Here is a 21,366-nt window from a genome sequence, read left to right on the forward strand (position 1 = left end):
TTAGCCGATCATCATCAGGCTGGCATTGCCGCCCGCCGCCGTGGTGTTGATGGAAGTCGACTGCTCCTCCAGCAGCCAGTCCAGGCAATAGCCATGGCCGTGATTATCGGCATGGACCGACACGATCGGGCCGGGCAGATCGGCGACGCACTGGACCGTGGCGGCGACCTTGGCGGCGTCGCCCTCCACCAGCGCGGCGGCATAATGCCCGGTGGCGTCAGTGCTGAAGCAGGCGGCGACGTCGGCGGGCAGACCGGGTGGGATCGTCATCCCCTGCACTACGCCGATATTGCCGGTCGCGACGATGGCGGCCATCTGGCGGAACAGTCCCTGCCGCGTGGCGGGGCGCAGCAGGATGCGGCCGCGAGGATGCAAGGCGTAGAGGTTCCGCTCGCCCACCGGCCCGGGCAGCGTTAGCTGAACGCCCAGCGCCGACGCGTCGCCGGTGCGGCGGGCCTGGGCCGCGGCCTCCCCTTCCCCCTGCCCGTCGAGCCAGTCGGCGAAGGCATGGATCGGGGAGCGCAAATGACTGACCCGCGCGGCGAAGACCGGTGGCGTGGCGACCAGTCGGCCCAGATAGAGCGGTCCGCCCGCCTTGGGACCGGTGCCCGACAGGCCGCAACCGCCAAAGGGCTGCACCCCCACGATGGCGCCGATGACGTTGCGGTTCACATAGATGTTGCCGACCTTCACGCGGGCGGTCACGCGGGCGACGGTTTCGTCCAGGCGGGTATGCAGGCCGAAGGTCAGGCCGTAGCCGGTGGCATTGATCTGATCGACCAGCGCGTCCAGCCGGTCGCGACGGAAGCGCAGGACGTGGAGAACCGGGCCGAAGATTTCGCGGTCGAGGTCGGCGATGGATTCGATCTCGATGATGGTGGGCGGAACGAAGGTGCCATGGGCCGTTTCGGGCGGCAGCGGGCTTTGGTCGACTTTCCGCCCGGCCGCTTTCATCGTGTCGATATGCCGGGTGATGCCGTCCCTGGCTTCGGCGGTGATGACCGGGCCGATATCGATATTCAGCGCGTCGGGGCGACCGATCCGCAACTCCGCCAGCGCGCCTTTCAACATCGTGAGCGTCCGGTCGGCGACATCCTCTTGCAGGCACAGGATGCGCAGTGCCGAACAGCGCTGGCCAGCGCTGTCGAAGGCGGAGGCGATGACATCGGCGACGACCTGTTCGGCGAGGGCACTGCTGTCCACGATCATGGCGTTCTGGCCGCCGGTTTCGGCAATCAAAGGAATGGGGCGGCCGTCCGGCGAGAGGCGGGTGGAAAGCTGGCGCTGGATCAGGCGTGCCACCTCCGTCGATCCGGTAAACATCACCGCGGCGGTTTGCGGCGAGGCGACCAGCGCCGCGCCGATGCGTCCATCGCCGGGCAGCAGGTGTAGCGCGTCGGTGGGCACGCCCGCTTGGTGCAGCAGGCGGACCGCTTCGGCGGCGATCAGCGGGGTTTCCTCGGCCGGTTTGGCAAGGACCGGGTTGCCCGCCACCAGCGCGGCGGCGACTTGCCCGGTGAAGATGGCGAGCGGAAAATTCCAGGGACTGATGCAGGTGACGGGACCGAGCGCCGTCTGCGCCGGGTCGAAAGTGCTGCGCGCCTGGGTGGCGTAATAGCGCAGGAAATCGATCGCCTCGCGCACTTCGGCGATGGCGTTGGGCAGCGACTTGCCCGCTTCGCGCATGATGAGGCCAAGCAGGGTCGGCATCCGCGCCTGCATGGCATCCGCCGCGCGGTCCAGCATGGCGGCGCGGTCCGCGACCGGTATGTTGGGCCAGCGTGACGCAGCGGCGCTGATGGCGGCGGCGCGCGCTTCTTCAACGGAGGCTTCGGTCACGCGGCCCACCACATCGCGATGATCGGCGGGGTTGAAGACGGTGCGCGATGGGCCTGTCGCACCTTCTGGCGCGGCGACCCAGCTTAGCGTGGCGCTGTGGCGCAACGCGTCGCTCAGGCTGGCGAGCGTCGCTTCATCGCTGAGGTCCAGGCCAGCCGAATTGCGACGGTCGGGATAGAGATCGGCAGGCAGCGCGATCTGATCATGGCGATGGCCGGGATGCGCCATGGCGCGCACGACATCGACCGGATCGGCGATCATATCCTCGACCGAGACATTGGCGTCGGCGATGCGGTTGACGAAGCTGCTGTTCGCGCCATTTTCCAGCAGGCGACGGACCAAATAGGCCAGCAGCGTCTCATGCGTGCCGACCGGGGCGTAGATGCGGCACGGACGGTTCAGCTTGTCCGCGCCGACAACCTGTTCGTAGAGCGGTTCGCCCATGCCGTGGAGGCATTGGAACTCGTAGCGGCCGATGGCGAAGTCCGGCCCGGCAAGCTGGTAGATGGTCGCCAGCGTCTGGGCATTATGGGTCGCGAATTGCGGGAAGACGGCGTCCGGCGCATCGAGCAGTTTGCGGGCGCAGGCGATATAGGCGACGTCGGTATGGACCTTGCGGGTGTAGACCGGGAAGTCGGCCAGTCCGTCCACCTGCGCGCGCTTGATCTCGGCATCCCAATAGGCGCCCTTGACCAGCCGCACCATGATGCGGCGGTCGGCACGTCGGGCGAGATCGACGATCCAGTCGATGACGAAGGGACAGCGCTTGCCATAGCCCTGCACGACGAAGCCAAGGCCGTTCCAACCGGCGAGTTCCGGGTCCGTCGCCAGGCTTTCCAGCAGGTCGAGCGACAGTTCGAGCCGGTCGGCTTCCTCCGCATCGATGTTGAGACCGATGTCGTAGCTTTTGGACAGCAACGCCAGTTGCTTCACGGCGGGCAGCAGTTCGCCCATGACCCGGTCGGCCTGGGCGCGGGCATAGCGCGGGTGGAGCGCCGACAGCTTGATCGAGATGCCGGGGCCAGCGTAGATGCCGCGCCCCGCCGACGCCCTGCCGATGGCATGGATCGCCTGTTCGTAATCGGCATAATAGCGCGCAGCGTCGGCGGCGGTGGTCGCGGCTTCGCCCAGCATGTCGTAGCTGTAGGCGAAGCCCTTCGCTTCCAGCGCCCTGGCGCGTTTCAGCGCTTCCTTGATCGTTTCGCCGGTGACGAACTGTTCGCCCATCATCCGCATGGCGAGGTCCACGCCGCGGCGGATGACCGGCTCGCCCGCACGGGCCACCAGGCGGGCGAGCGCCGCGCCCAGGCCACGGTCATCGACGCTGCCGACCAGCTTACCGGTCACGACCAGACCCCAGGTGGCGGCGTTGACGAACAGCGACTTGTCGCCGCCCAGATGCGCGCCCCAGTCGCCATCGGCGATCTTGTCGCGGATCAGCGCGTCGCGCGTCGCGGCGTCGGGTATACGCAGCAAGGCTTCGGCTAGGCACATCAGCGCCACGCCCTCCTGGCTGGAGAGCGCATATTCCTGCACCAGTCCTTCGACGCCGGTCCCTTTGTGATTGGCGCGCAGCGTGGTGACGAGGGTGCGGGCGGTGTCGGCGATGGCGGCCTTCATTTCGTCCGGCAGGGTCGCGGCGGCGATCAGCGGGGCGAGCGCCTCGCCCTCATCACGGCGATAGGCGGCGGTGATCGCCTGCCGCAGCGGGGTGGGCTGGCGGATGGCGGGGGCGAAGTTGGCGAAGGGCTGATCGGTCATCCCGGAACAATAATCCACATCAGAATTTCGTTCCGCCTTATGAATGGCTCCTATATTGGTGAAACGACTTATTATGTGGCTAGTGGTAGGCAGATCGGATGGATAATAAGCATATTGCAGTGGAGTTGGACGAGTTCGACCGGCGGATCATAGCCGCTTTGGTCGAAGACGGACGGATGACCGTGACCGATCTGGCCGTACAGGTCGGCCTGTCCAAGACGCCGTGCCAGGTGCGGCTCAAGCGATTGCAGGAAACGGGCGTCATTCGCGGCTTTAGGGCCATGGTTGATCCGGCGAAGCTGGGGATGGACCATATCGCCTTTACCGAAGTCAAGTTGAGCGACACGCGGGAAGCGGCGCTGGGGGAGTTTAACGCGGCGGTCCGGCGGATTCCGGAGGTCGAGGAATGTCATATGCTGGCAAGCAATTTCGACTATCTGCTCAAGGTGCGGACGGCGGATATCCGCCGCTATCGCATGGTATTGGGGGAGAAGATCAGCGCCCTGCCCCATGTGGCGAGTACGTCCACCTTCGTAGCGATGGAGACGGTGCTGGAGGCGGGACACAAGCGGATCAGTCGAAAAGGGTAAGCGGAATCGCGTCTCCCATCGCTTTATAGCCTTTAGGTGAGGGATGGAGAGCGTCGCCGCTGTCATAGGCGGGTAGCAGCCGTTCGGGATGGGGCGGGTCGCGGGTTATGCGGTCAAAGTCGATCACCGCGTCGAAATGCCCCGCCGTCCTGATCCAGGCATTGACCGCCTGCCGATCCGCTTCATTGCGGGCATCGGCATGATAATAGCCGTTGCCAATAAAGGGCATGATGGTCGCGCCGATTACCTTGATCCCCTTGCCATGGGCGCGGGCGATGATCTGGCGATAGGCGCCGATGATGCGGGCGACATGGGTGTCGTGCGCTTCGTCGCTGACCGGGGCGTTCAGCGTCAGGGTGCCGAGATCGTTGATCCCTTCGAGCAGGACGAGATGGGTGACGCCGGGTTGGGCAAGCACATCGCGATCCAGCCGCGCCAGGGCGTTGGGACCAAGGCCGTCGTTCAGTAGGCGGTTGCCGCCGATGCCCTGATTGATGATCGCAATGTCGCGATGCTTCGGGTCCGCCTGAAGCCGCTGCGCCAGCCGATCGGTCCAGCGGTCGTTGCCGTTGGTGGTGGAGCCTTTGCCGTCGGTGATGGAATCGCCGAGCGCGACGATCAGCTTTGCGGGCGCGCAGCGTTCGACCTCCAGCGCGGCGAGGTTGAACCAATGATCGAAATTGGCCGCGCCGGTCATGGCATCGTCGCGCAGATGATCGCCGGGCAAGTGCCAGGATGTGGCGCGCGATCCGGGGTGGGACGTCTGTTCGGGTTCGCCATCATAGCGGATCGAGACGGCGACCGTGTCGAGCGCCTTGACCGGAAACGGCACCGGGTCGGACAGATAGTCCGCGCCCGCGGGAATGACGATGTCGGACTTTCCATCGAAACTGAGCGAAACGAGCGAGGCGGCGTCGATGGTCGGCCGGTCAGAGGCGGCCGCGCGGGCGATGCTGACCCCGGCGAGGCGGAGCGGTTTGGTGCCCGCCAGATTGGACAGGCGCACGCGCAACCGATCGCCCGCAATGGAAGGACGGACGATCTGACGCAGCGTCTGATCGGCCAGCGTGCCCGCTGGCAGCACTTGGTCGCCGGTGGGCAGGAACTGCGACGATGCCCAGCCTGCGACCCAGTTGGGCGCGCAGGTCTTTGCGTGCATCGGCGTGGCGATCAGGGCGAGTGGCAGGCCGAAGAGAAGAGAGAGACGCATCGTCATGCTTTCATCAAGGTTACGGCGGCAAAGTTCACACCGTCATTGCTTGTGCTTTCCCACGCTTTTCTGCGGGACAGGCAACGGGACGCACCGCCTACGCGCTCGCGACGCGCCCCTAACGCGCCTGTGACGCGTCACCTGGGCAATAGCCTCGTCACGCGACATATGGGGAGCGCGGATGGGGAAGGCGCATATTGTTTCACAGGACAGGGTTGACCAAATTAAATCCAACATTGGAAGGATTTTCTAAGGCCGTCACTGGCTCCCCCACACTGGTCGATCCCAAGAAAAGGGCCGGCGTTGCCGCCGACCCTGTGAGTTTTCCTTGGGGGAGGATCAGAAGCTCGCCCGGATACCGCCCAGTACGGACGTGCCCGGATAGAAGATGGAATAAGGCGCATTGTCGTAGGCGAAGGTCGACCGGATCGGTTCGTTGGTGATGTTGAGCACATCGACCGTCAGACGCACCGCCTTGTTGAAGAAGGGCAGCTGATAACCGGCCGAAAGATCGAGCTGGCCGCGCGCATCATTGCCCAGGAAGGCGCTATTGATGCCGTTTTGCGGGCCATTCTGACCAATCGACTTGTCGTTCCAGACATAGTTCAGGCTGACCGACAGGCCGCCATTTTCATAGAAGCCCTGCAGGTTGTAGGACCATTTCGGCACGCCGGTCGCTACCAGGCCCGACGACGAGGACTGCTTCAGATAGGTGCCGTTGGCCGAGAAGCCGAGGCCTTTCACGAAGAAGTCGAGCGGCTGCACCCAAGTCGCTTCAAGTCCCTGAATCTTCAGCGCCTGAAGGTTGATCGGCCGGTTGACGGTGATCGGCAGGTCGTTGACGGCCAAGCCGGTCAAGGCAGCGCGATCGTTGAGCGCGTTGCGCTGCGTCGACTGGAGGCTGTCGAGCGGAATGTTCAGCGAGCCGAAGGTCACCTGGCTCTGCTGGGTCAGCGTGAAGCCCTGGATATTTTTCTGGAAAGCAGAAAGACCGACATAGCCGATGCCGCCGGTGTAGAATTCACCACCGATATCATAATTGTCGGAGATGAACGGCTTGAGGTTGGGATTGCCTGCGGAGGCCACCAGCGCCGATGGATCGGAGAAAGTGACGCCGGGCAGAATATTGCCCGCTTCCGGCCGCGTCATCGTCCGCGAAGCGGAGAAGCGCAGTTTCAGATTGTCCATCGCGCTCCAGCTCACGTTAAGCGCGGGTAGGAAATTCTCGTACGTCGAATTCGCGACGATATCGATAATCGCGTTGCCCACTTGGCTCGGGCCAACGACATTCTGCTGCGTGCGAGCGTAGCGCATGCCCGCATTCACATCCAGATCGCGACCAAGGAAGGTGGTCCGGCCATTGACTTCGAAATAGGCGCCCCAGACCTTTTCATCGACGTCGCCGGTCGCGCCGCCGGTCACCGCGCCACGCGCTTCGGGCGCGCTGTCGCGGAACTGGTTATAGTTGGTGGCATCGATGATCTTCTGGAAATCGGGACGGATAAACGACGTATAGCCGATATCGCCGTTGGCCAGATGACCGAAATTGCTAACTGACATGGGCAGCAGATATTGCGGAACCTGGGCATTGGTAATCGACCCGGTCAGACCGGCGCAGTTGGCGCCGCATACGGTCGCCTGATAGGCCGAGCTGTTGTCATAGGCCCGCACGAACCGCTTGGCACGATCATAGGCGGCGCCCAGCTTCACGTTCAGAAATTCGTCGCCATAGGTGACGTCCAGATGTGCGCCCTGCGTTTCCGTCTTGCGGCGAACATTCTGCACGTTCTGGCGATACCATTGCCAGCCAGCGTTCGGGCTGTTGAGATCGATATTGGTGGTGATCGACGGATAATAGCCGTCCGTATTGTCATAATAGACATCGACGCCCGATTGCGGCGTAGTCTGGAAGCCCCAGGTCGGCTGTTCGCGGAAGAAGCGGCTCTTCGACATATTGAGGTTGGCGACGACCTTCAGCTTGTCGGTCGGCTCCCAGGTGACGCTGGGGTTGATGTTCCAGAAATGGGTGGTCTGCTTGAACAGGCTTGCTTCCAGGAAGAAGGACGAGTTGGCGAAAGTGCCGCCGGTGACGACATTGTTCTCATCGACGGTCAGGTCGATCGGGATCATGCCGCCGGTCGATTGTGGGCTGGTGCCCGGTCCGGAATTGCGGACCTGCCAGTTCATGTTGATGCGGCTAAAATCGCGCGTCGATTTGGCCCATATGCCATCGATGGCGAAGTGCAGCTGGTCGCTGGGCCGCCATTCGACGGATGCAAGCGCGGAAATGCGTGAACGCGTACCTTCGGTCAAGCTGTTGCGGCCCAAACGCGGAATGAGCGCGTTGCTCAGCTGATCGCGCGTCAGGCCCGACGTTGCGACGACATCGACCGGCTGACCGGCGACCAAGCCATGACCGGTATTGCGCGGCACGACCGACGCCCAGTTGAAGTTGTTGCCGCCCGGGTCGGTACAGCCAACGCCGCAGGACAGATTGCCATCGGTCCAACCGACCGAATCGAAGCCGTCGACGCGAGTCTTGGTCTTCACGCCTGCGACGCCAAGCAGGATGCCAAACGTGTCGGTGGTGTGGCTGGCGACAATCGCGCCACGCGGGCCGATGCGGTCATTGGTATTGCTATACTGGCCTTGCGCGACGACCGTCACATGCGTGCCCGGCTTGTCGAAGGGGCGCGCATTACGCAGGTTGACGGTGCCGGCAATGCCGCCTTCGATGGTGGAGGCGGTCGCCGACTTGGCGAGATCAAGCCGGGTGAAGAGTTCGGACGGGAAGAAGTCAAGATCGACCTGGCGATTGTCGCCACCGCCGCCGGTGGTGCCGCCGTCGGACGCGACTGCGATCTGCGAGCCGTTCAGCAGAACCTTCGAGAAGCTGGGACCAAGACCGCGGATCGCGACCTGCGTGCCTTCACCGGTGATGTCGCGGTTAAGGCGCACGCCGGGCATACGGTTGAGCGTTTCAGCCAGGTTGGTGGCGGGCAGCTTGCCGATGTCTTCGGCGAAGATCGAGTCGCCAAAGGCTACAGCGTCCTTCTTGGCATTGGTGGCGCTTTGCAGCGAGGCGCGGATGCCGGTCACGACGATGTCGTTGACATCACCGTCCTGGGGCGCGGCGGCGGTTGCCGGGTCGGTCTGCGGCGCGGCGTCCTGCGCGGACGCGGCCTGGGCCAGGCTCAGCGAGCCGATCGCGGACGCCGCGAACAGGGCGCTACGAAACATAAGGGTGCGTGAAGACATGAACTGATCCTCTCCTGAGCGCCGCCCCCGACTCTCCGGTGGGCGTAGACTGGTAGCGCTATCACTATTGCTGCAATAAACTTGCTGCATGCTTTGTCAAGTTGCCGAAATGCAACATATGGTAACGATATCGTTTGCAGATCATCCCAGTGCGAAGGCTGTCAGCGCGCCTTTGGCACCATGCGTTTCGAGCGTCGTCAGCCAATGGGTCAGCGAGGCTTTAAGCTGCGGATCTTCGGCCAATTCAGGCGGGAAAACGGCATCGAAAGCCAAGATCGCGGCAATGCGGTCGGCAGGTGTGTCCGCATCAACCAGTATCGCGGCAATAGGCGCGGCGAGCGGATCGTCCACGGCATAGCTGTCGCCTTCGTCGTCTCGCCCGGCCTGCCATCTGATCCAGGCAGCGATGGAGAGCGACAGGGCGTCAATCCCCTGCCCTGCCTTGAGGCGCGCGGCGATGGGCGCGAGCAGGCGTTGGGGCAGCTTCTGCGATCCGTCCATCGCGATCTGGCGTGTGCGGTGGCGCAGCGTGGAATTGTCGAAACGGGCCATCAGGGCGCGGCGATAGGCGGCGATGTCCAGTTCAGGCGGCGGCGATAGCGTGGTTTCCGACTCGTCCCACAGCAATTCCACGAACGTGCGCGCTTCGGGGAGGGCGAGGACTTCGTGGACATGCTCGATTCCGGCGAGGCCGCCGAGATAGGCAATGCCGCTATGCGCGCCGTTGAGCAGGCGCAGCTTGGCTTCCTCCCACGGCGCGACGGCGGCGGTCAGTTGCACGCCTGCGCCGAAATCGGGGCGCGGGCCGCAGAAACTGTCCTCTATCACCCATTGGAGGAAGGGTTCGGTTTTGACCATGGCCTGGTCTGTGACGCCAAGACGGTCGGCGAGCGCCGCGATGTCTTCAGGCGTGGTCGCGGGCACGATGCGATCGACCATGGTTTCGGGGAAAGCGCCCTCCGCCGCGATCCAGTCGGCCAGGCTGGCGTCATGGCAGCGCGCCAGTTCCAGCACGGCACCCCGCAGGCGCGCGCCGTTATGGGGCAGATTGTCGCAACTGATCGCGGTGAAGGGCGGCAGGCCTGCTGCGCGGCGGGCGGCGAGTGCGGCGACCAGATAGCCCGGCGCGGTCTGCGGCGCATCGAGGGACATTAGGTCGGCGGCCATCTGGGGATCGTCGGCGATCAGCGCGCCGGTGGCGGGGTCGAGCTTATAGCCCTTCTCCGTGATGGTCAGCGTGACAATATGGGTGTCGGGCGACGCCAGCGCGGCGATCAGCGCTTGCGGGTCTTCCGGGGCGACGATGACGCGCTGGACCGCGCCGATGATGCGGGCCTGCTCCGCCGCACCGTCGCGCACCAACATAGTGTAGAGGCCGTCCTGCGGCTGCATCTGGTCGCGCACGCCGGGCGATCGCAGCGATGCGGCGATGATGCCCCAGCGCAGGTCGCCGCTATTCAGCGCATCGTCGAACACGACTGCTTGATGCGCGCGGTGGAAGGCGCCGATGCCGATATGGACGACGCCGCAGGTGACGGCAGCGCGATCATAGGCCGGGCGGATGATGTCGACAGGCAGTTGCGCCAGCGTGGCGGAGGATAGGCGCGTCACAGCTTATACGCCGCCTTGGCGAGGTCGTAGGCTAGCGCGCGGGCAACCTCGAAGGCTTCATCCTCCTCCAGCCGATGTTCCGCGACCAGCTGGGCGAGCCAGGCGCAATCCATGCGGCGAGCGACGTCATGGCGCGCTGGGATCGACAGGAAGGCGCGGGTGTCGTCGTTGAAGCCAACCATATTGTAGAAACCGGCGGTTTCGGTGGTGCGCTCGCGGAAACGGCGCATCCCTTCCGGGCTGTCGTGAAACCACCATGGCGGCCCCAGTTTGAGCGCGGGATAATGACCGGCGAGCGGGGCCAGTTCGCGGGCATAGACATCCTCGTCCAGGGTGAAGAGGATCAGCGTCAGCCGAGGATCGTTGCCGTAAAGGTCGAGCAGTGGCTTTAGCGCCTGGACGAATTCCCCGGCGGTCGGGATGTCGCCGCCCTTGTCCTTGCCGAAACGCGCCAGCACGGCGGCGTTGTGGCTGCGGTGGACGCCGGGATGCAGTTGCATGACCATGCCGTCTTCGATCGACATACGCGCCATTTCGGTGAGCATATGGCCGCGGAACAGTTCGGCTTCGCTGGGCGATACGGGGCCGGTCATGACCCTGGCGTAGAGCGCCTCGATCTCCGCGCGCGCCAGGTTGGCGGTGAAGGCGCTGGGATGGCCGTGGTCGGTGGAGGTCGCACCCGCCTCACGAAAATCGGCGCGGCGCTTTTCGTGGGCGCGGAGGTATCCGGCGAAGCTGGCGGCATCCTCGCCCGCCATGGCGCAGAAGCGCTGGACGTTGTCGATGAAGCGCGGATCGTCGGGGTCGAGCACCGGGTCCGGGCGATAGGCGGTCACGACCTTGCCGCCCCAGCCCGACGCGCGGATGGCGCGGTGATGGTCGAGCGGGTCGAGCGGCCCTTCGGTGGTGGCGATGACTTCGATATTATAGCGTTCGAACAGCGCGCGCGGGCGGAAAGCGTCAGTCTTCAGTGCGGCGTCGATGATGTCGTAATAGTAATCGGCGGTGGCCGCCTCCAGCCGCACGTCGATGCCGAAGGCCTCTGCGAACACCCAGTCGAGCCACATGCGCGATGGCGTGCCGCGCAGCAGATGATAGCGCTGCGCAAAGCGGCGCCAGATGGCGCGCGGGTCGCTCTCCGTCGCGCTGCCATCGACGGTGGGCACGCCCAGCTGGTCGAGCGTCACGCCCTGGCTCATCAACATGCGGAACACATAATGGTCCGGCACGATCAGCAGTTCGGCGGGATTGGCGAAGGCTTCGTCATAAGCGAACCAGCGTGGATCGGTGTGGCCGTGGGGGGACAGGATCGGCAAGTCCTTGACCGTGGCGTAGAGCCTGCGCGCGATGTCGCGCGTGGCCGGGTCCGACGGGAACAGGCGGTCGGGGTGCAGATGGAGGGGCTTTGTCATGCGGGATGTCCGGGAAGAGGAACGACGACCGGCTGGTAGCGCGGCAGGAGAAGGTGGATGACGCCCAGCGCGACCAGATAGGCGCAGGCGGCGACCGCGAAGATCGGGCCGAAACTGCCGACCGTTTCCAGGATCATGCCCGCGAATTTCGCCATCAACATGCCGCCGATAGCGCCCGACAGGCCGCCAAGGCCGACGACCGATCCGGCCATCCAGCGTGGGAAGACGTCTCCGGGCAAGGCGTAGAGATTGGCGGAGAAGCCCTGATGCCCGGCGCAGGCCAGGCCAATCAGGCCGACCGCGATCCACATCGACGGCGCATGGGCGGCAAAGGCGATCGGCACGGCGCATAGCGCGGCCAAAAACATCGCGGACTTGCGCGAGCGGTTGAGGCTCCAGCCCCGGCCCATGAAGCGGGACGAGGCCCAGCCACCCGCCACCGAACCGACATCGGCCAGCAGATAGACGGCGATCAACGGCGGACCGAAGTCCAGCATCTTGACGCCATATTGTTTGTTAAAGAAATCGGGCAGCCAGAAGAGGAAGGTCCACCACACCGGATCGATCAGGAAACGGCCGGACATATAGGCCCAGGTCTGGCGATGGCGGAACAGGGTCGCCCATTTGACCGGGCGCTGGGGTTCGACCGGATCGGTTTCGATCCAGGCCAGTTCCTCGGACGTCAGGCTCTTCTTTTCGCGGGGGCTGCGGTAGAAGGTCAGCCAGGCGGCGAGCCAGACCACGGTCAGCAGGCCGGTCAGGATGAACGCCCAGCGCCAGCCCAGCGTCACCGCGATGATCGGCACCAGCAGCGGCGTCAGGATCGCGCCGACATTGGACCCGGCGTTGAAGATGCCGATGGCAAGCGCGCGTTCCTTCTTGGGGAACCATTCGTTGGTCGCGGCGATGGCGGCGGGGAATGTCCCCGCCTCCCCGATCGCCAGCGGAATGCGGGCGATGAGCATGCCCGCTGTCGAGGTGAAGAAGATGTGGGCGATATGGCCGATCGTCCACAGCGACACGGCCAGCGCATAGCCCGCCCGCGCGCCGATCCGGTCGATCAGGCGGCCGAAGAAGACATAGGCGATGCCGTAGCCCGCCTGGAACCAGATGGCGAGGTCGGCATAGCCGCTTTCGCTCCAGTTATAGCGGGCCTGAAGATCGGGCTTGAGCGTCGGCAGGACGAGGCGATCGACATAGGAGAGAACCACGGCGGCGAAGAGCAGGCCGCAGACGATCCAGCGGATTTTTCCGGAGGGTTTTGGGCCGGAGGGTTTGGGGATGTCTGTCATGCGCCGCTCCGATCGAAAGCATTCGTCATCCCCGCGAAGGCGGGGATCCATCTCCGGAGCCATCCCCAGACGCGAGGCCGGGAGATGGATTCCCGCCTTCGCGGGAATGACGATGATAGGATGAGGAGGCTCACCTAATCACCAGTTGAACATGGTGCCGTCTTCCAACCGGTTCACCGGCAGAAAGGCCCGATTATATTCATATTTGGCGGCCAGTTCCTCGTCGATATCGACGCCCAGCCCCGGCGCTTCGCCCGGATGCATCGCGCCGTCCGCGAAGGTGTAGGCGTGGGGGAATACGGCGTCGGTTTCGGGCGTGTGGCGCATATATTCCTGCACGCCGAAATTGGGCACGCTGAGGTCGAAATGCAGCGCGGCGGCCATGCAGACCGGCGACAGGTCGGTCGCGCCGTGGCAGCCGGTGCGGACCTGATAGAGGTCGGCGAGGTTCGCGATCTTGCGCAGATGGCTGATGCCGCCGGCATGGACCACGGTCGCGCGGATATAATCGATCAGCTGGTTTTCGATCAGTTCGCGGCAATCGTGGATGGAGTTGAAGATTTCGCCCACGGCCAGCGGCGTGGTGGTGTGCTGACGGATCAGTTTGAACGCTTCCTGATTTTCGGCAGGCGTCGCGTCTTCCAGCCAGAAGGGGCGATATTCTTCCAGATCCTTGCCCAGACGGCCCGCCTCGATCGGGGTCAGGCGGTGGTGGATGTCGTGCAGCAGATGCACGTCCCAGCCCAGCGCTTCGCGCGCCGCCTTGAACAGTTCGGGCACGACGCGCAGATATTTGCTGGTGTTCCAGACATTTTCGGTCGGCAGGTCGGCGTCGGCCGGTTCGTAGAAATATTTGTCCTTGCTGACGCCATAGGTGGATGCCATGCCGGGCACGCCGCACTGGATGCGGATCGCCTTATAGCCCTGCGCCTGATATTCCAGCGCGGTCTTGACGGTGTCCTCGATCGTGGTGCCGTTGGCGTGGCCGTAAACCATGACGCTTTCCCGGCTGGCGCCGCCCAGCAGCTGATAGACCGGCAGGCCCGCAATCTTGCCCTTGATGTCCCACAGCGCGGTGTCGACGGCGGCGATGGCCGACATGGTCACAGGGCCGCGCCGCCAATAGGCGCCCTTGTAGAGATACTGCCAGATATCCTCGATCCGGTGGGCGTCGCGGCCGATCAGGCAGGGGATGACATGATCCTGCAAATAGCTGGCGACCGACAGTTCGCGCCCGTTGAGCGTCGCGTCGCCCAGGCCATAGACGCCGTCTTCGGTGATGATCTTCAGGGTGACGAAGTTGCGGCCGGGTGAGGTGACGATGACTTTTGCGTCAATGATTTTAGGCATATGAGTTGTCCTGTTCAGATGATTTCGAGCGTGACGGTTTGAAGAGTCTGGCTGTCCGGTCCGACCATGATGTCGAAGATGCCCGGTTCGACCACTTCCTTCATGTCGAGATTCCAAAGGCAAAAGGCGTCGGGACCGAGCGGGATGCGCACCGTCTTCGTCTCGCCGGGAGCAAGGGTGACGCGCTGGAAGCCCTTCAATTCCTTGATCGGGCGGGTGACGCTGGCTTGCCTGTCATGGACGTAGAGCTGGATGACTTCGTCGCCTTCCCGATCGCCTACATTACGCACGTCCACTTCAACCGTGACGCTGCCGCCGGGGCCGATCCGTGGAGAGGAAAGTCGTGGTTTTCCAATGTAGAACCTGGTGTAGCTGAGACCAAAGCCGAAGGGGAAGAGCGGCGAGATGTCTTCGAACACATAGCCGCGCCGGGCCGATGGCTTGCGGTTGTAGAAGACCGGGATCTGCCCGGCGTCGCGCGCGACGGTGACGGGCAGCTTCGCGCCGGGATTGATGTCGCCGAACAGGATATCGGCCATGGCGGTGCCGCCCTCTTGCCCCGGATACCAGCACTCCAGCAGCGCGTTCGCGCCATCGACGACGGTTGGATAGCTGGGCGGGCGGCCGTTGATCGCGCACACCACGAAGGGCTTGCCGGTCGCCTTGATCGCTGCGAACAGGGCGTTCTGGTCCCCGACCAGATCGATGCCGGTACGGTCGCCCAGATGGTTCTTGGCGAAGCCTTCACGGCTGGTCTGCTCGGTGTCGCCGATCGCCAGGATCACGATGTCGGCGCTGTTCGCCACCTCGACTGCCTGCGCGATCAACTCGCGGTTCTTGACCGGATCGGCGAGCAGCACCTCGTTGGCGGAGCGGTCCTCGCTCTGGGTGATGAACACGCCCTGGGCGTGAACGACCTGCGCCTTGCCCTTCAGTTTGGCCTCTATGCCTTCGAGCAGAGACACGTCCTGGCGCGGGATGCTGCTATAGCCGCCCAGCCGGGCGACGGCGGCGTTGGGGCCGATCACCGCGACCCGCTTGTGCGCGCCCGCCGTCAGGGGCAGCGTGCCGTCATTTTTGAGCAGCGCGATCGAGCGATGCGCGGCCTTGAGCGCCAGCGCGCGGGCTTCGCGATTGCCGGTCAGCACGTCGAAATAGCGACGGGGCCAGGGATTTTCGAACAGGCCCGCGCGGAATTTGAGCGTCAACATGCGCGTGCAGGCGATGTCGACCGCTTCGGAGGGCACCTTGCCCGCGCGGACCTGTTCCACGAGCGTCCGATAGGTCATCCCATCGGGCAGCTCGCAATCCACCCCGGCGCGCAGGGCGGCGCGCGCCGCTGCCTGCTCGTCGGGCTGGACATGGTGAATGGTGTCGAGTTCGTGGACCGCGCCATAATCGCTGACCACCGCGCCGTCGAAATGCCATTCGCCGCGCAATATGTCGTTGAGCAGCCAGCGGTTCTGGTGGCTGGGGACGCCGTCAATCTCATTATAGCTGGGCATGACTGCGGCGATGCCGGTGCGTTGCACCACGGCGCGGAAGGGCGGGAAGAAATTTTCGCGTAGTTCGCGCTGGGATATCGGCGCGGGCGCGATATTTTCGCCGCTCTGGGGCTGGCCGTGGCCGGTCATATGCTTGAGCGTCGCCATGACCTTGTCGGGACCAAGCTGCTTGCTTTCACCTTGCAGCCCGATGACCGCCGCAACGCCCATCTCGCCGCAAAGATAGGGGTCTTCGCCGAAGGTTTCCTCGATCCGGCCCCAGCGCGGATCGCGGGCGATGTCCACGACGGGCGACAGCGCCAGATGGACGCCGCGGGCGCGGACTTCGCGGGCGATAACGGACTGGACGTCGTGCATCAGTTGGCGATCGAAGCTGCCCGCCAGGCCGATCGCCATCGGGAACATGGTGGCGTCGGTCGCCATATAGCCGTGCAGCGATTCCTCGTGGAACAGGACCGGGATGCCGAGGCGGGTGTCCTGTGTCGCCCATTTCTGCACGGCGGTGATGAAGGCGACGGTATCGGCGGGCGTGCGCCAGCGTGCGCCGACGCCGCCTGCCTGGGTGGAGCCATTGGGCGCGCCGCGTTTGTCGGACGGGCGGGTGATCTGGCCGAAACTTGCGGGATAGGCCGCGCTTGCCTTGGCGGGCGAAAAGGTCAGGTCGTCCATGATGTCCGCCTTGGTCGCCCAGAGCGCGATGATCTGGCCGACCTTTTCCTCCAGCGTCATGCGCGAGAGCAGATCGCGTACGCGCAGGTCGATGGGGGCGGCGGCGTCCTTGTAAAGGGGGCCGCTACGGGCTTTCGCCAACGCTGGCGTGGCGGCCGTGGTGGCGAGCAGGCCAAGCGCGTGACGGCGTGACAAGGTCATGGCGTCACCGTCAGCGTGGCGGACTGGAGCGCGACCGAACTGTTGCCGGTCATGATGTCGAAATCGCCGGGTTCCACGACGCGATGCATGGCGTCGTTCCACATCTGGAGGCTCTCAGGATCGATGGTGAAGGTGACGGTCCGCACTTCGCCGGGTTTGAGCGTGATGCGCTGGAAGCCCTTCAATTCCTTGATCGGGCGGGTAACCGAGCTGACCTTGTCGCGGATATAGAGCTGGACGACCTCGTCGCCTTCCCGGGCACCGCTGTTGCGGACATCGACCGAGACAGTCGTTTTGCCCCCAACGCCGATGCGCGTCGCGGCCAGGCGCGGGGCCGACAGGTCGAAACTCGTGTAGGACAGGCCAAAGCCGAAAGGATAGAGCGGGTCGGTGGTATCGAACAGATAGCCACGGCGGGCCGAGGGCTTGGCATTGTAGAAGACCGGCAATTGCCCGACCGATCGCGGCACGGTGACGGGCAACTTGCCGCCGGGGTTCACGTCGCCGAACAGGACGTCGGCCACCGCATTGCCGCCCTGCTCGCCCAGATACCAGCCTTCCAATATGGCGTCGGCCTGTTCGCTGATCGTCACGGTGGAGGCCGGGCGGCCGTTGATGAGGACGACGGTGATCGGCTTGCCCAGCGCTTTGAGCGCATCGAACAACTCTTGCTGTTCGCCCACCAGGTCCAGGCTGGGGCGGTCGCCCAGGTGATTGTCTGCCCAGCCTTCGCGGCTCGACTGTTCGGTATCGCCTAGTGTCAGGACGATACGGTCCACGTTGCGCGCAGCCTCGACCGCCTGCGCGATCAGCTTGCGATTTTCCGCCGGGTCGGACTTGGTGACCTTGTCTTCCCACCAGTCGTCATTCTCGGTGATCTTGACGCCTTGGGCAAAGACGATGGTGGCGCGATTGCCGACCTTTGTCTTGATCCCATCCAGGATCGATACCGTGTGCGGCGGCTGGCCGTAATAGCCGCCCAGCCGCGCAACGGCGGCACTGGGGCCGATGACGGCGATCGTGCCTTCGGGCTTGAGCGGCAACATGCCGTCATTTTTGAGCAGGGTGATGGAGCGTTGCGCGGCCTTCAGCGCCAGCGCGCGGGCGTCGGCATTGTTGGTGATCTTTTCCGATGCTGTGCCGTCGGCATAGGGATTTTCGAACAGACCGGCGCGGAATTTAAGGTCCAGCATTCGGCGGACGGCCTTGTCGACCTGCGCTTCGCTCACCTTGCCCTCCCGCACCAGCTTGCCCAGCGTGGCGTAGGACAGGCCGTCGGGCAGGTCCGCGTCCACGCCCGCGTCGAGCGCGCGCATCGCCGCTTCCTCCAGATTGGCGGCGATATGGTGGATGCTCATCAGCTGATCGACGGCGGAATAGTCGGAGACGACCGCGCCCTTGAAGCCCCACTCCTGCCGCAGCACGCTGTCCAGCAGCCAGCGATTGGCGTGGCTGGGAACGCCGTCGATTTCGTTATAGGAGGCCATGACGGCTTCGATGCCGGTGCGCTTGACCACCTGTTCGAAGGGCGGAAAGAAATTCTCCCGCAATTCGCGTTCGGAATAGGGCGCGGGACCGACATTGGTGCCGCTTTCGGGCTGACCGTGACCGGTCAGATGTTTGAGCGTGGCGAACACCTTGCCGGGGCGCAGGTCGCGCGAGCGCCCCTCTCCCTGCAAGCCTTCGACCGCCGCGACGCCCATTTCACCGACCAGATAGGGATCTTCGCCATAGGTTTCCTCGATCCGGCCCCAGCGCGGATCGCGGGCGATATCGACCACCGGGGACAGCACCATCGGCACCCCGCGCGAGCGTATTTCGCGCGCGATCACGCTGTTCACGTCACGCAGCATGGCGGTGTCGAAGGAGGAGGCCATGGCGATCGATTGGGGGAAGCTGGTCGCGCCGACGGCGGCATAGCCGTGCAGCCCCTCCTCATGGAACAGGATCGGGATGCCGAGCCGCGTCTGTGTGGTCGCCCATTTTTGCAGGGCGTTGACCAGCGCGACGGTCTGGCGCGGATCACGGCCGCGGACGACTCGCGGACTGGACGCCCCATTGGCGTCGGAGGGCCGGGTGAAATGCCCCAGGCCGTTGGGATATAGGGCGGCGAGCTTGGCCGGGTCCAGTTGCAGCCGGTCATCGAAAATCTTGGTCTTGGCGGTCCAGACAGTTGTGATCTGCGCGATCTTTTCGTCCAGCGTCATGCGCGATAGAAGATCGTCCACCCGCGCCTCGACCGGGGCGCTGGCATCCTTGTAAACGGGCTTGGCGGATGCGGCGGTCGGCGCGGCATGCACGGTCTGGGCTGGCAAGGAAAAACCGAGCGCCAGCGCCGATGCGGCGCAGAGGATTTTGCTGGTACGGATCACGACGCCCCTCTCCAATTTACGGCGCGGCTATCTTTCCGCTTGCCGCGATCGAACTGATAGCGTTACCATTGCTGCGACAAGACGGACTTGTCAATGCCCGTGCAGGGCATTGGCGGTCGGATAAAGGAGAGGACGAAAGTGAGAGCGCGCCTGTTTTGCTGGATGATTGCCGCGGCCGGAGCGGCGATGACGCCAGCCTTTGCGCCCATGGCGCAGGCCGAGGACGGCTATGACCTGTGGCTGCGCTACGCCCCCGCCGACCAGGTCCGCAGCGCTGCGCTGTCCGCCCATGCGACAGCCATCGTGGCGGCAGGCGGCAGTTCGACCATCGCCATCGCGACCAGCGAATTGCAACGCGGCGTCGGCCATATGACCGGCACCACGCCCGCCGTTTCGACAAATGTCCAGCAAGGCGCGCTGTGGCTCGCGACGCCCGCCACCACCCCTGCCCTGCCGGTCAAGACGGACGGCCTGGGGGCAGAAGGCTATGCGATTCGCTCGACCATCGTGGACGGCAAGGCGGTCACCCTGATCGCCGCGAACAGCGATATCGGCCTGCTGCATGGCGCCTATGCCTGGCTGCGGCTGGCGCAGAGCGGCGCGAGCCTCGACCGGCTCGACATGCGCAGCGCACCCAAGATCGGCCTGCGCCTGCTCAACCATTGGGATAATCTGAATGGCACGGTCGAACGCGGCTATGCCGGGCAATCGATCTGGGACTGGTGGCGGCTGCCCGATTGGAAGGGGCCGCGCTATACCGATTATGCCAGGGCCAATGCGTCGATCGGCATCAACGGCACCGTCCTCAACAATGTGAACGCCAAGTCGGACAGCCTGACCGCCGCCTATATCGCAAAGGCGGCGGCGCTGGCGGATATGTTCCGTCCCTACGGCATCAAGGTCTATCTGTCGGTCAAGTGGACCGCGCCCATGGAACTGGACGGGCTGAAGACCGCCGACCCGCTCGACCCGGCGGTGGCCGCCTGGTGGAAAGCCAAAGCCGACGAGATATACACGGCGATCCCCGACTTCGGCGGCTTTCTGGTCAAAGCCAATAGCGAAGGCCAGCCGGGACCGCAGGACTATAACCGCACCCATGCCGATGGCGCGAATATGCTGGCCGCGGCGGTCAAGCCCCATGGCGGCATCGTGATGTGGCGCGCCTTCGTCTATGCGCATGACAATCCCGACGATCGGGCCAAGCAGGCCTATAGCGACTTCAAGCCGCTGGACGGCAAGTTCGCCGACAATGTCATCGTGCAAGTAAAGAATGGCGCGATCGATTTCCAGCCGCGCGAACCCTTCCACCCGCTGTTCGGCGCGATGCCCAAGACGCCGCTGATGATGGAATTCCAGATCACCAAGGAATATCTGGGCCAGTCGACGCACCTGACCTATCTTGGCCCGCTGTTCGAAGAGACGCTGGACGCCGATACATTCGCCAAGGGCAAGGGATCGACGGTGGCCAAGGTCATCGACGGATCGCTGGACGGGCATAAGCTGACCGGCATTGCGGGCGTCGCCAATATCGGGGTGGATCGCGACTGGAGCGGGTCGATCTTCAACCAGGCGGACTGGTACGCCTTTGGCCGGCTGGCCTGGGACACGAGCCTGTCGGCCGACGCGATCGCCAAGGAATGGGCGGAGATGACCTTCTCCCCCGATCCCAAGCTGGTGCAGCCGGTCGTCAAGATGATGATGGGATCGCGCGAAGCGGCGGTCGATTATATGACGCCGCTGGGCCTGGCGCATATCATGGCGACCGGGCATCATTATGGTCCCGGCGCCTGGGTCGCGGACCAGGCGCGGCCGGAATGGAACCCGGTCTATTATCATAAGGCGGACGCCAACGGCATCGGCTTTGATCGCACGAAGACGGGTAGCAACGCCGTCAGCCAATATGCTGCGCCGCTGGCAAAACAGTTCGGCAGCGTCAGGACAACACCGGAACGCGACTTGCTGTGGTTCCATCATGTGCCCTGGGACTATCGCCTCAAGTCGGGCGAGACGCTGTGGAACGGCCTTGTCCATCGCTATGAGGCGGGCGTGAATTATGTGGCGGACATGCAGACCACCTGGGCGTCGCTCAAACCCTATGTCGATGCGGAGCGCTTTGCGCAGACGGAAACATTCCTGACGATCCAGCATCGCGAGGCGCAATGGTGGCGCGACGCCAGCATCGCCTATTTCCAGTCGGTGTCGAAGCGCCCCTGCCCGCCGGGTCGGCCGCGCCCGCGCATGACCTTAATTGGTACAAGGCGCAGAAATTCCCCTATGCGCCGGGGCATAACTGATT

General features: G+C 64.4%; 10 protein-coding genes and 1 pseudogene. 2 read left to right on the forward strand and 9 right to left on the reverse strand.

What is annotated here, in order from left to right; translation table 11 throughout:
* Positions 1–3,600 (reverse strand): trifunctional transcriptional regulator/proline dehydrogenase/L-glutamate gamma-semialdehyde dehydrogenase, encoded by a 3,600-nt coding sequence (gene putA / locus U5A89_RS12575; protein ID WP_445190655.1) that lies wholly within the window; start codon positions 3,598–3,600, stop codon positions 1–3.
* A 98-nt stretch (positions 3,601–3,698) separates the two neighbouring features.
* On the opposite strand from putA, the gene U5A89_RS12580 reads away from it, so the two are divergent.
* Positions 3,699–4,190, forward strand: a complete 492-nt coding sequence (locus tag U5A89_RS12580) for an Lrp/AsnC family transcriptional regulator (RefSeq protein WP_338161436.1) — start codon at positions 3,699–3,701, stop codon at positions 4,188–4,190.
* Here the strand turns inward: U5A89_RS12580 and U5A89_RS12585 are convergent.
* The 8 genes from U5A89_RS12585 to U5A89_RS12620 form a co-directional block, all read right to left on the reverse strand.
* The gene (locus tag U5A89_RS12585; protein ID WP_338163043.1) at positions 4,174–5,400 is read right to left on the reverse strand and encodes an SGNH/GDSL hydrolase family protein; all 1,227 of its coding nucleotides are present in this window, start codon (positions 5,398–5,400) and stop codon (positions 4,174–4,176) included. The two genes, U5A89_RS12580 and U5A89_RS12585, sit on opposite strands and share 17 nt — an antisense overlap.
* A gap of 339 nt (positions 5,401–5,739) precedes the next feature.
* Positions 5,740–8,658, reverse strand: a complete 2,919-nt coding sequence (locus U5A89_RS12590) for a TonB-dependent receptor (protein WP_338161437.1) — start codon at positions 8,656–8,658, stop codon at positions 5,740–5,742.
* Between the two features lie 141 nt (positions 8,659–8,799).
* Positions 8,800–10,269, reverse strand: coding sequence for a mannitol dehydrogenase family protein (locus U5A89_RS12595; RefSeq protein ID WP_338161438.1), 1,470 nt, complete (start codon positions 10,267–10,269; stop codon positions 8,800–8,802).
* Positions 10,266–11,681 carry a glucuronate isomerase gene (uxaC, locus tag U5A89_RS12600; protein ID WP_338161439.1) on the reverse strand — a complete coding sequence of 472 codons (1,416 nt, stop codon included), beginning with the start codon at positions 11,679–11,681 and terminating at the stop codon, positions 10,266–10,268. The genes U5A89_RS12595 and uxaC overlap by 4 nt, the downstream gene beginning before the upstream one ends.
* Positions 11,678–12,973: an MFS transporter gene (locus U5A89_RS12605; RefSeq protein ID WP_338161440.1), complete on the reverse strand. Its 1,296-nt coding sequence runs from the start codon at positions 12,971–12,973 to the stop codon at positions 11,678–11,680. Before U5A89_RS12605 ends, uxaC begins: the two co-directional genes overlap by 4 nt.
* A 138-nt stretch (positions 12,974–13,111) precedes the next feature.
* Complete coding sequence (gene manD / locus U5A89_RS12610) at positions 13,112–14,323, reverse strand: D-mannonate dehydratase ManD (RefSeq protein WP_338161441.1); 1,212 nt, start codon at positions 14,321–14,323, stop codon at positions 13,112–13,114.
* 14 nt (positions 14,324–14,337) lie between these two features.
* Positions 14,338–16,698: a glycoside hydrolase family 3 N-terminal domain-containing protein gene (locus U5A89_RS12615; RefSeq protein WP_338161442.1), complete on the reverse strand. Its 2,361-nt coding sequence runs from the start codon at positions 16,696–16,698 to the stop codon at positions 14,338–14,340.
* The gene (locus U5A89_RS12620; RefSeq protein ID WP_338161443.1) at positions 16,695–19,070 is read right to left on the reverse strand and encodes a glycoside hydrolase family 3 N-terminal domain-containing protein; all 2,376 of its coding nucleotides are present in this window, start codon (positions 19,068–19,070) and stop codon (positions 16,695–16,697) included. Before U5A89_RS12620 ends, U5A89_RS12615 begins: the two co-directional genes overlap by 4 nt.
* A gap of 162 nt (positions 19,071–19,232) precedes the next feature.
* Here U5A89_RS12620 and U5A89_RS12625 point away from each other — a divergent pair.
* Positions 19,233–21,364: pseudogene (locus U5A89_RS12625) on the forward strand (alpha-glucuronidase family glycosyl hydrolase).
* Positions 21,365–21,366 lie beyond the last annotated feature (2 nt).

Source organism: Sphingobium sp. HWE2-09 (genome assembly GCF_035989265.1).
In the GTDB taxonomy this organism is placed as follows: domain Bacteria; phylum Pseudomonadota; class Alphaproteobacteria; order Sphingomonadales; family Sphingomonadaceae; genus Sphingobium.

Excerpts from the sequence above, each read along its gene's own strand:
- U5A89_RS12580 (WP_338161436.1), top strand. The coding sequence starts at position 3,699 with ATGGATAATAAGCATATTGCAGTGGAGTTGGACGAGTTCGACCGGCGG.
- U5A89_RS12605 (WP_338161440.1), bottom strand. The coding sequence starts at position 12,973 with ATGACAGACATCCCCAAACCCTCCGGCCCAAAACCCTCCGGAAAAATC.
- putA (WP_445190655.1), bottom strand. The coding sequence starts at position 3,600 with ATGACCGATCAGCCCTTCGCCAACTTCGCCCCCGCCATCCGCCAGCCC.
- U5A89_RS12585 (WP_338163043.1), bottom strand. The coding sequence starts at position 5,400 with ATGCGTCTCTCTCTTCTCTTCGGCCTGCCACTCGCCCTGATCGCCACG.
- uxaC (WP_338161439.1), bottom strand. The coding sequence starts at position 11,681 with ATGACAAAGCCCCTCCATCTGCACCCCGACCGCCTGTTCCCGTCGGAC.
- U5A89_RS12615 (WP_338161442.1), bottom strand. The coding sequence starts at position 16,698 with ATGACCTTGTCACGCCGTCACGCGCTTGGCCTGCTCGCCACCACGGCC.
- manD (WP_338161441.1), bottom strand. The coding sequence starts at position 14,323 with ATGCCTAAAATCATTGACGCAAAAGTCATCGTCACCTCACCCGGCCGC.
- U5A89_RS12590 (WP_338161437.1), bottom strand. The coding sequence starts at position 8,658 with ATGTCTTCACGCACCCTTATGTTTCGTAGCGCCCTGTTCGCGGCGTCC.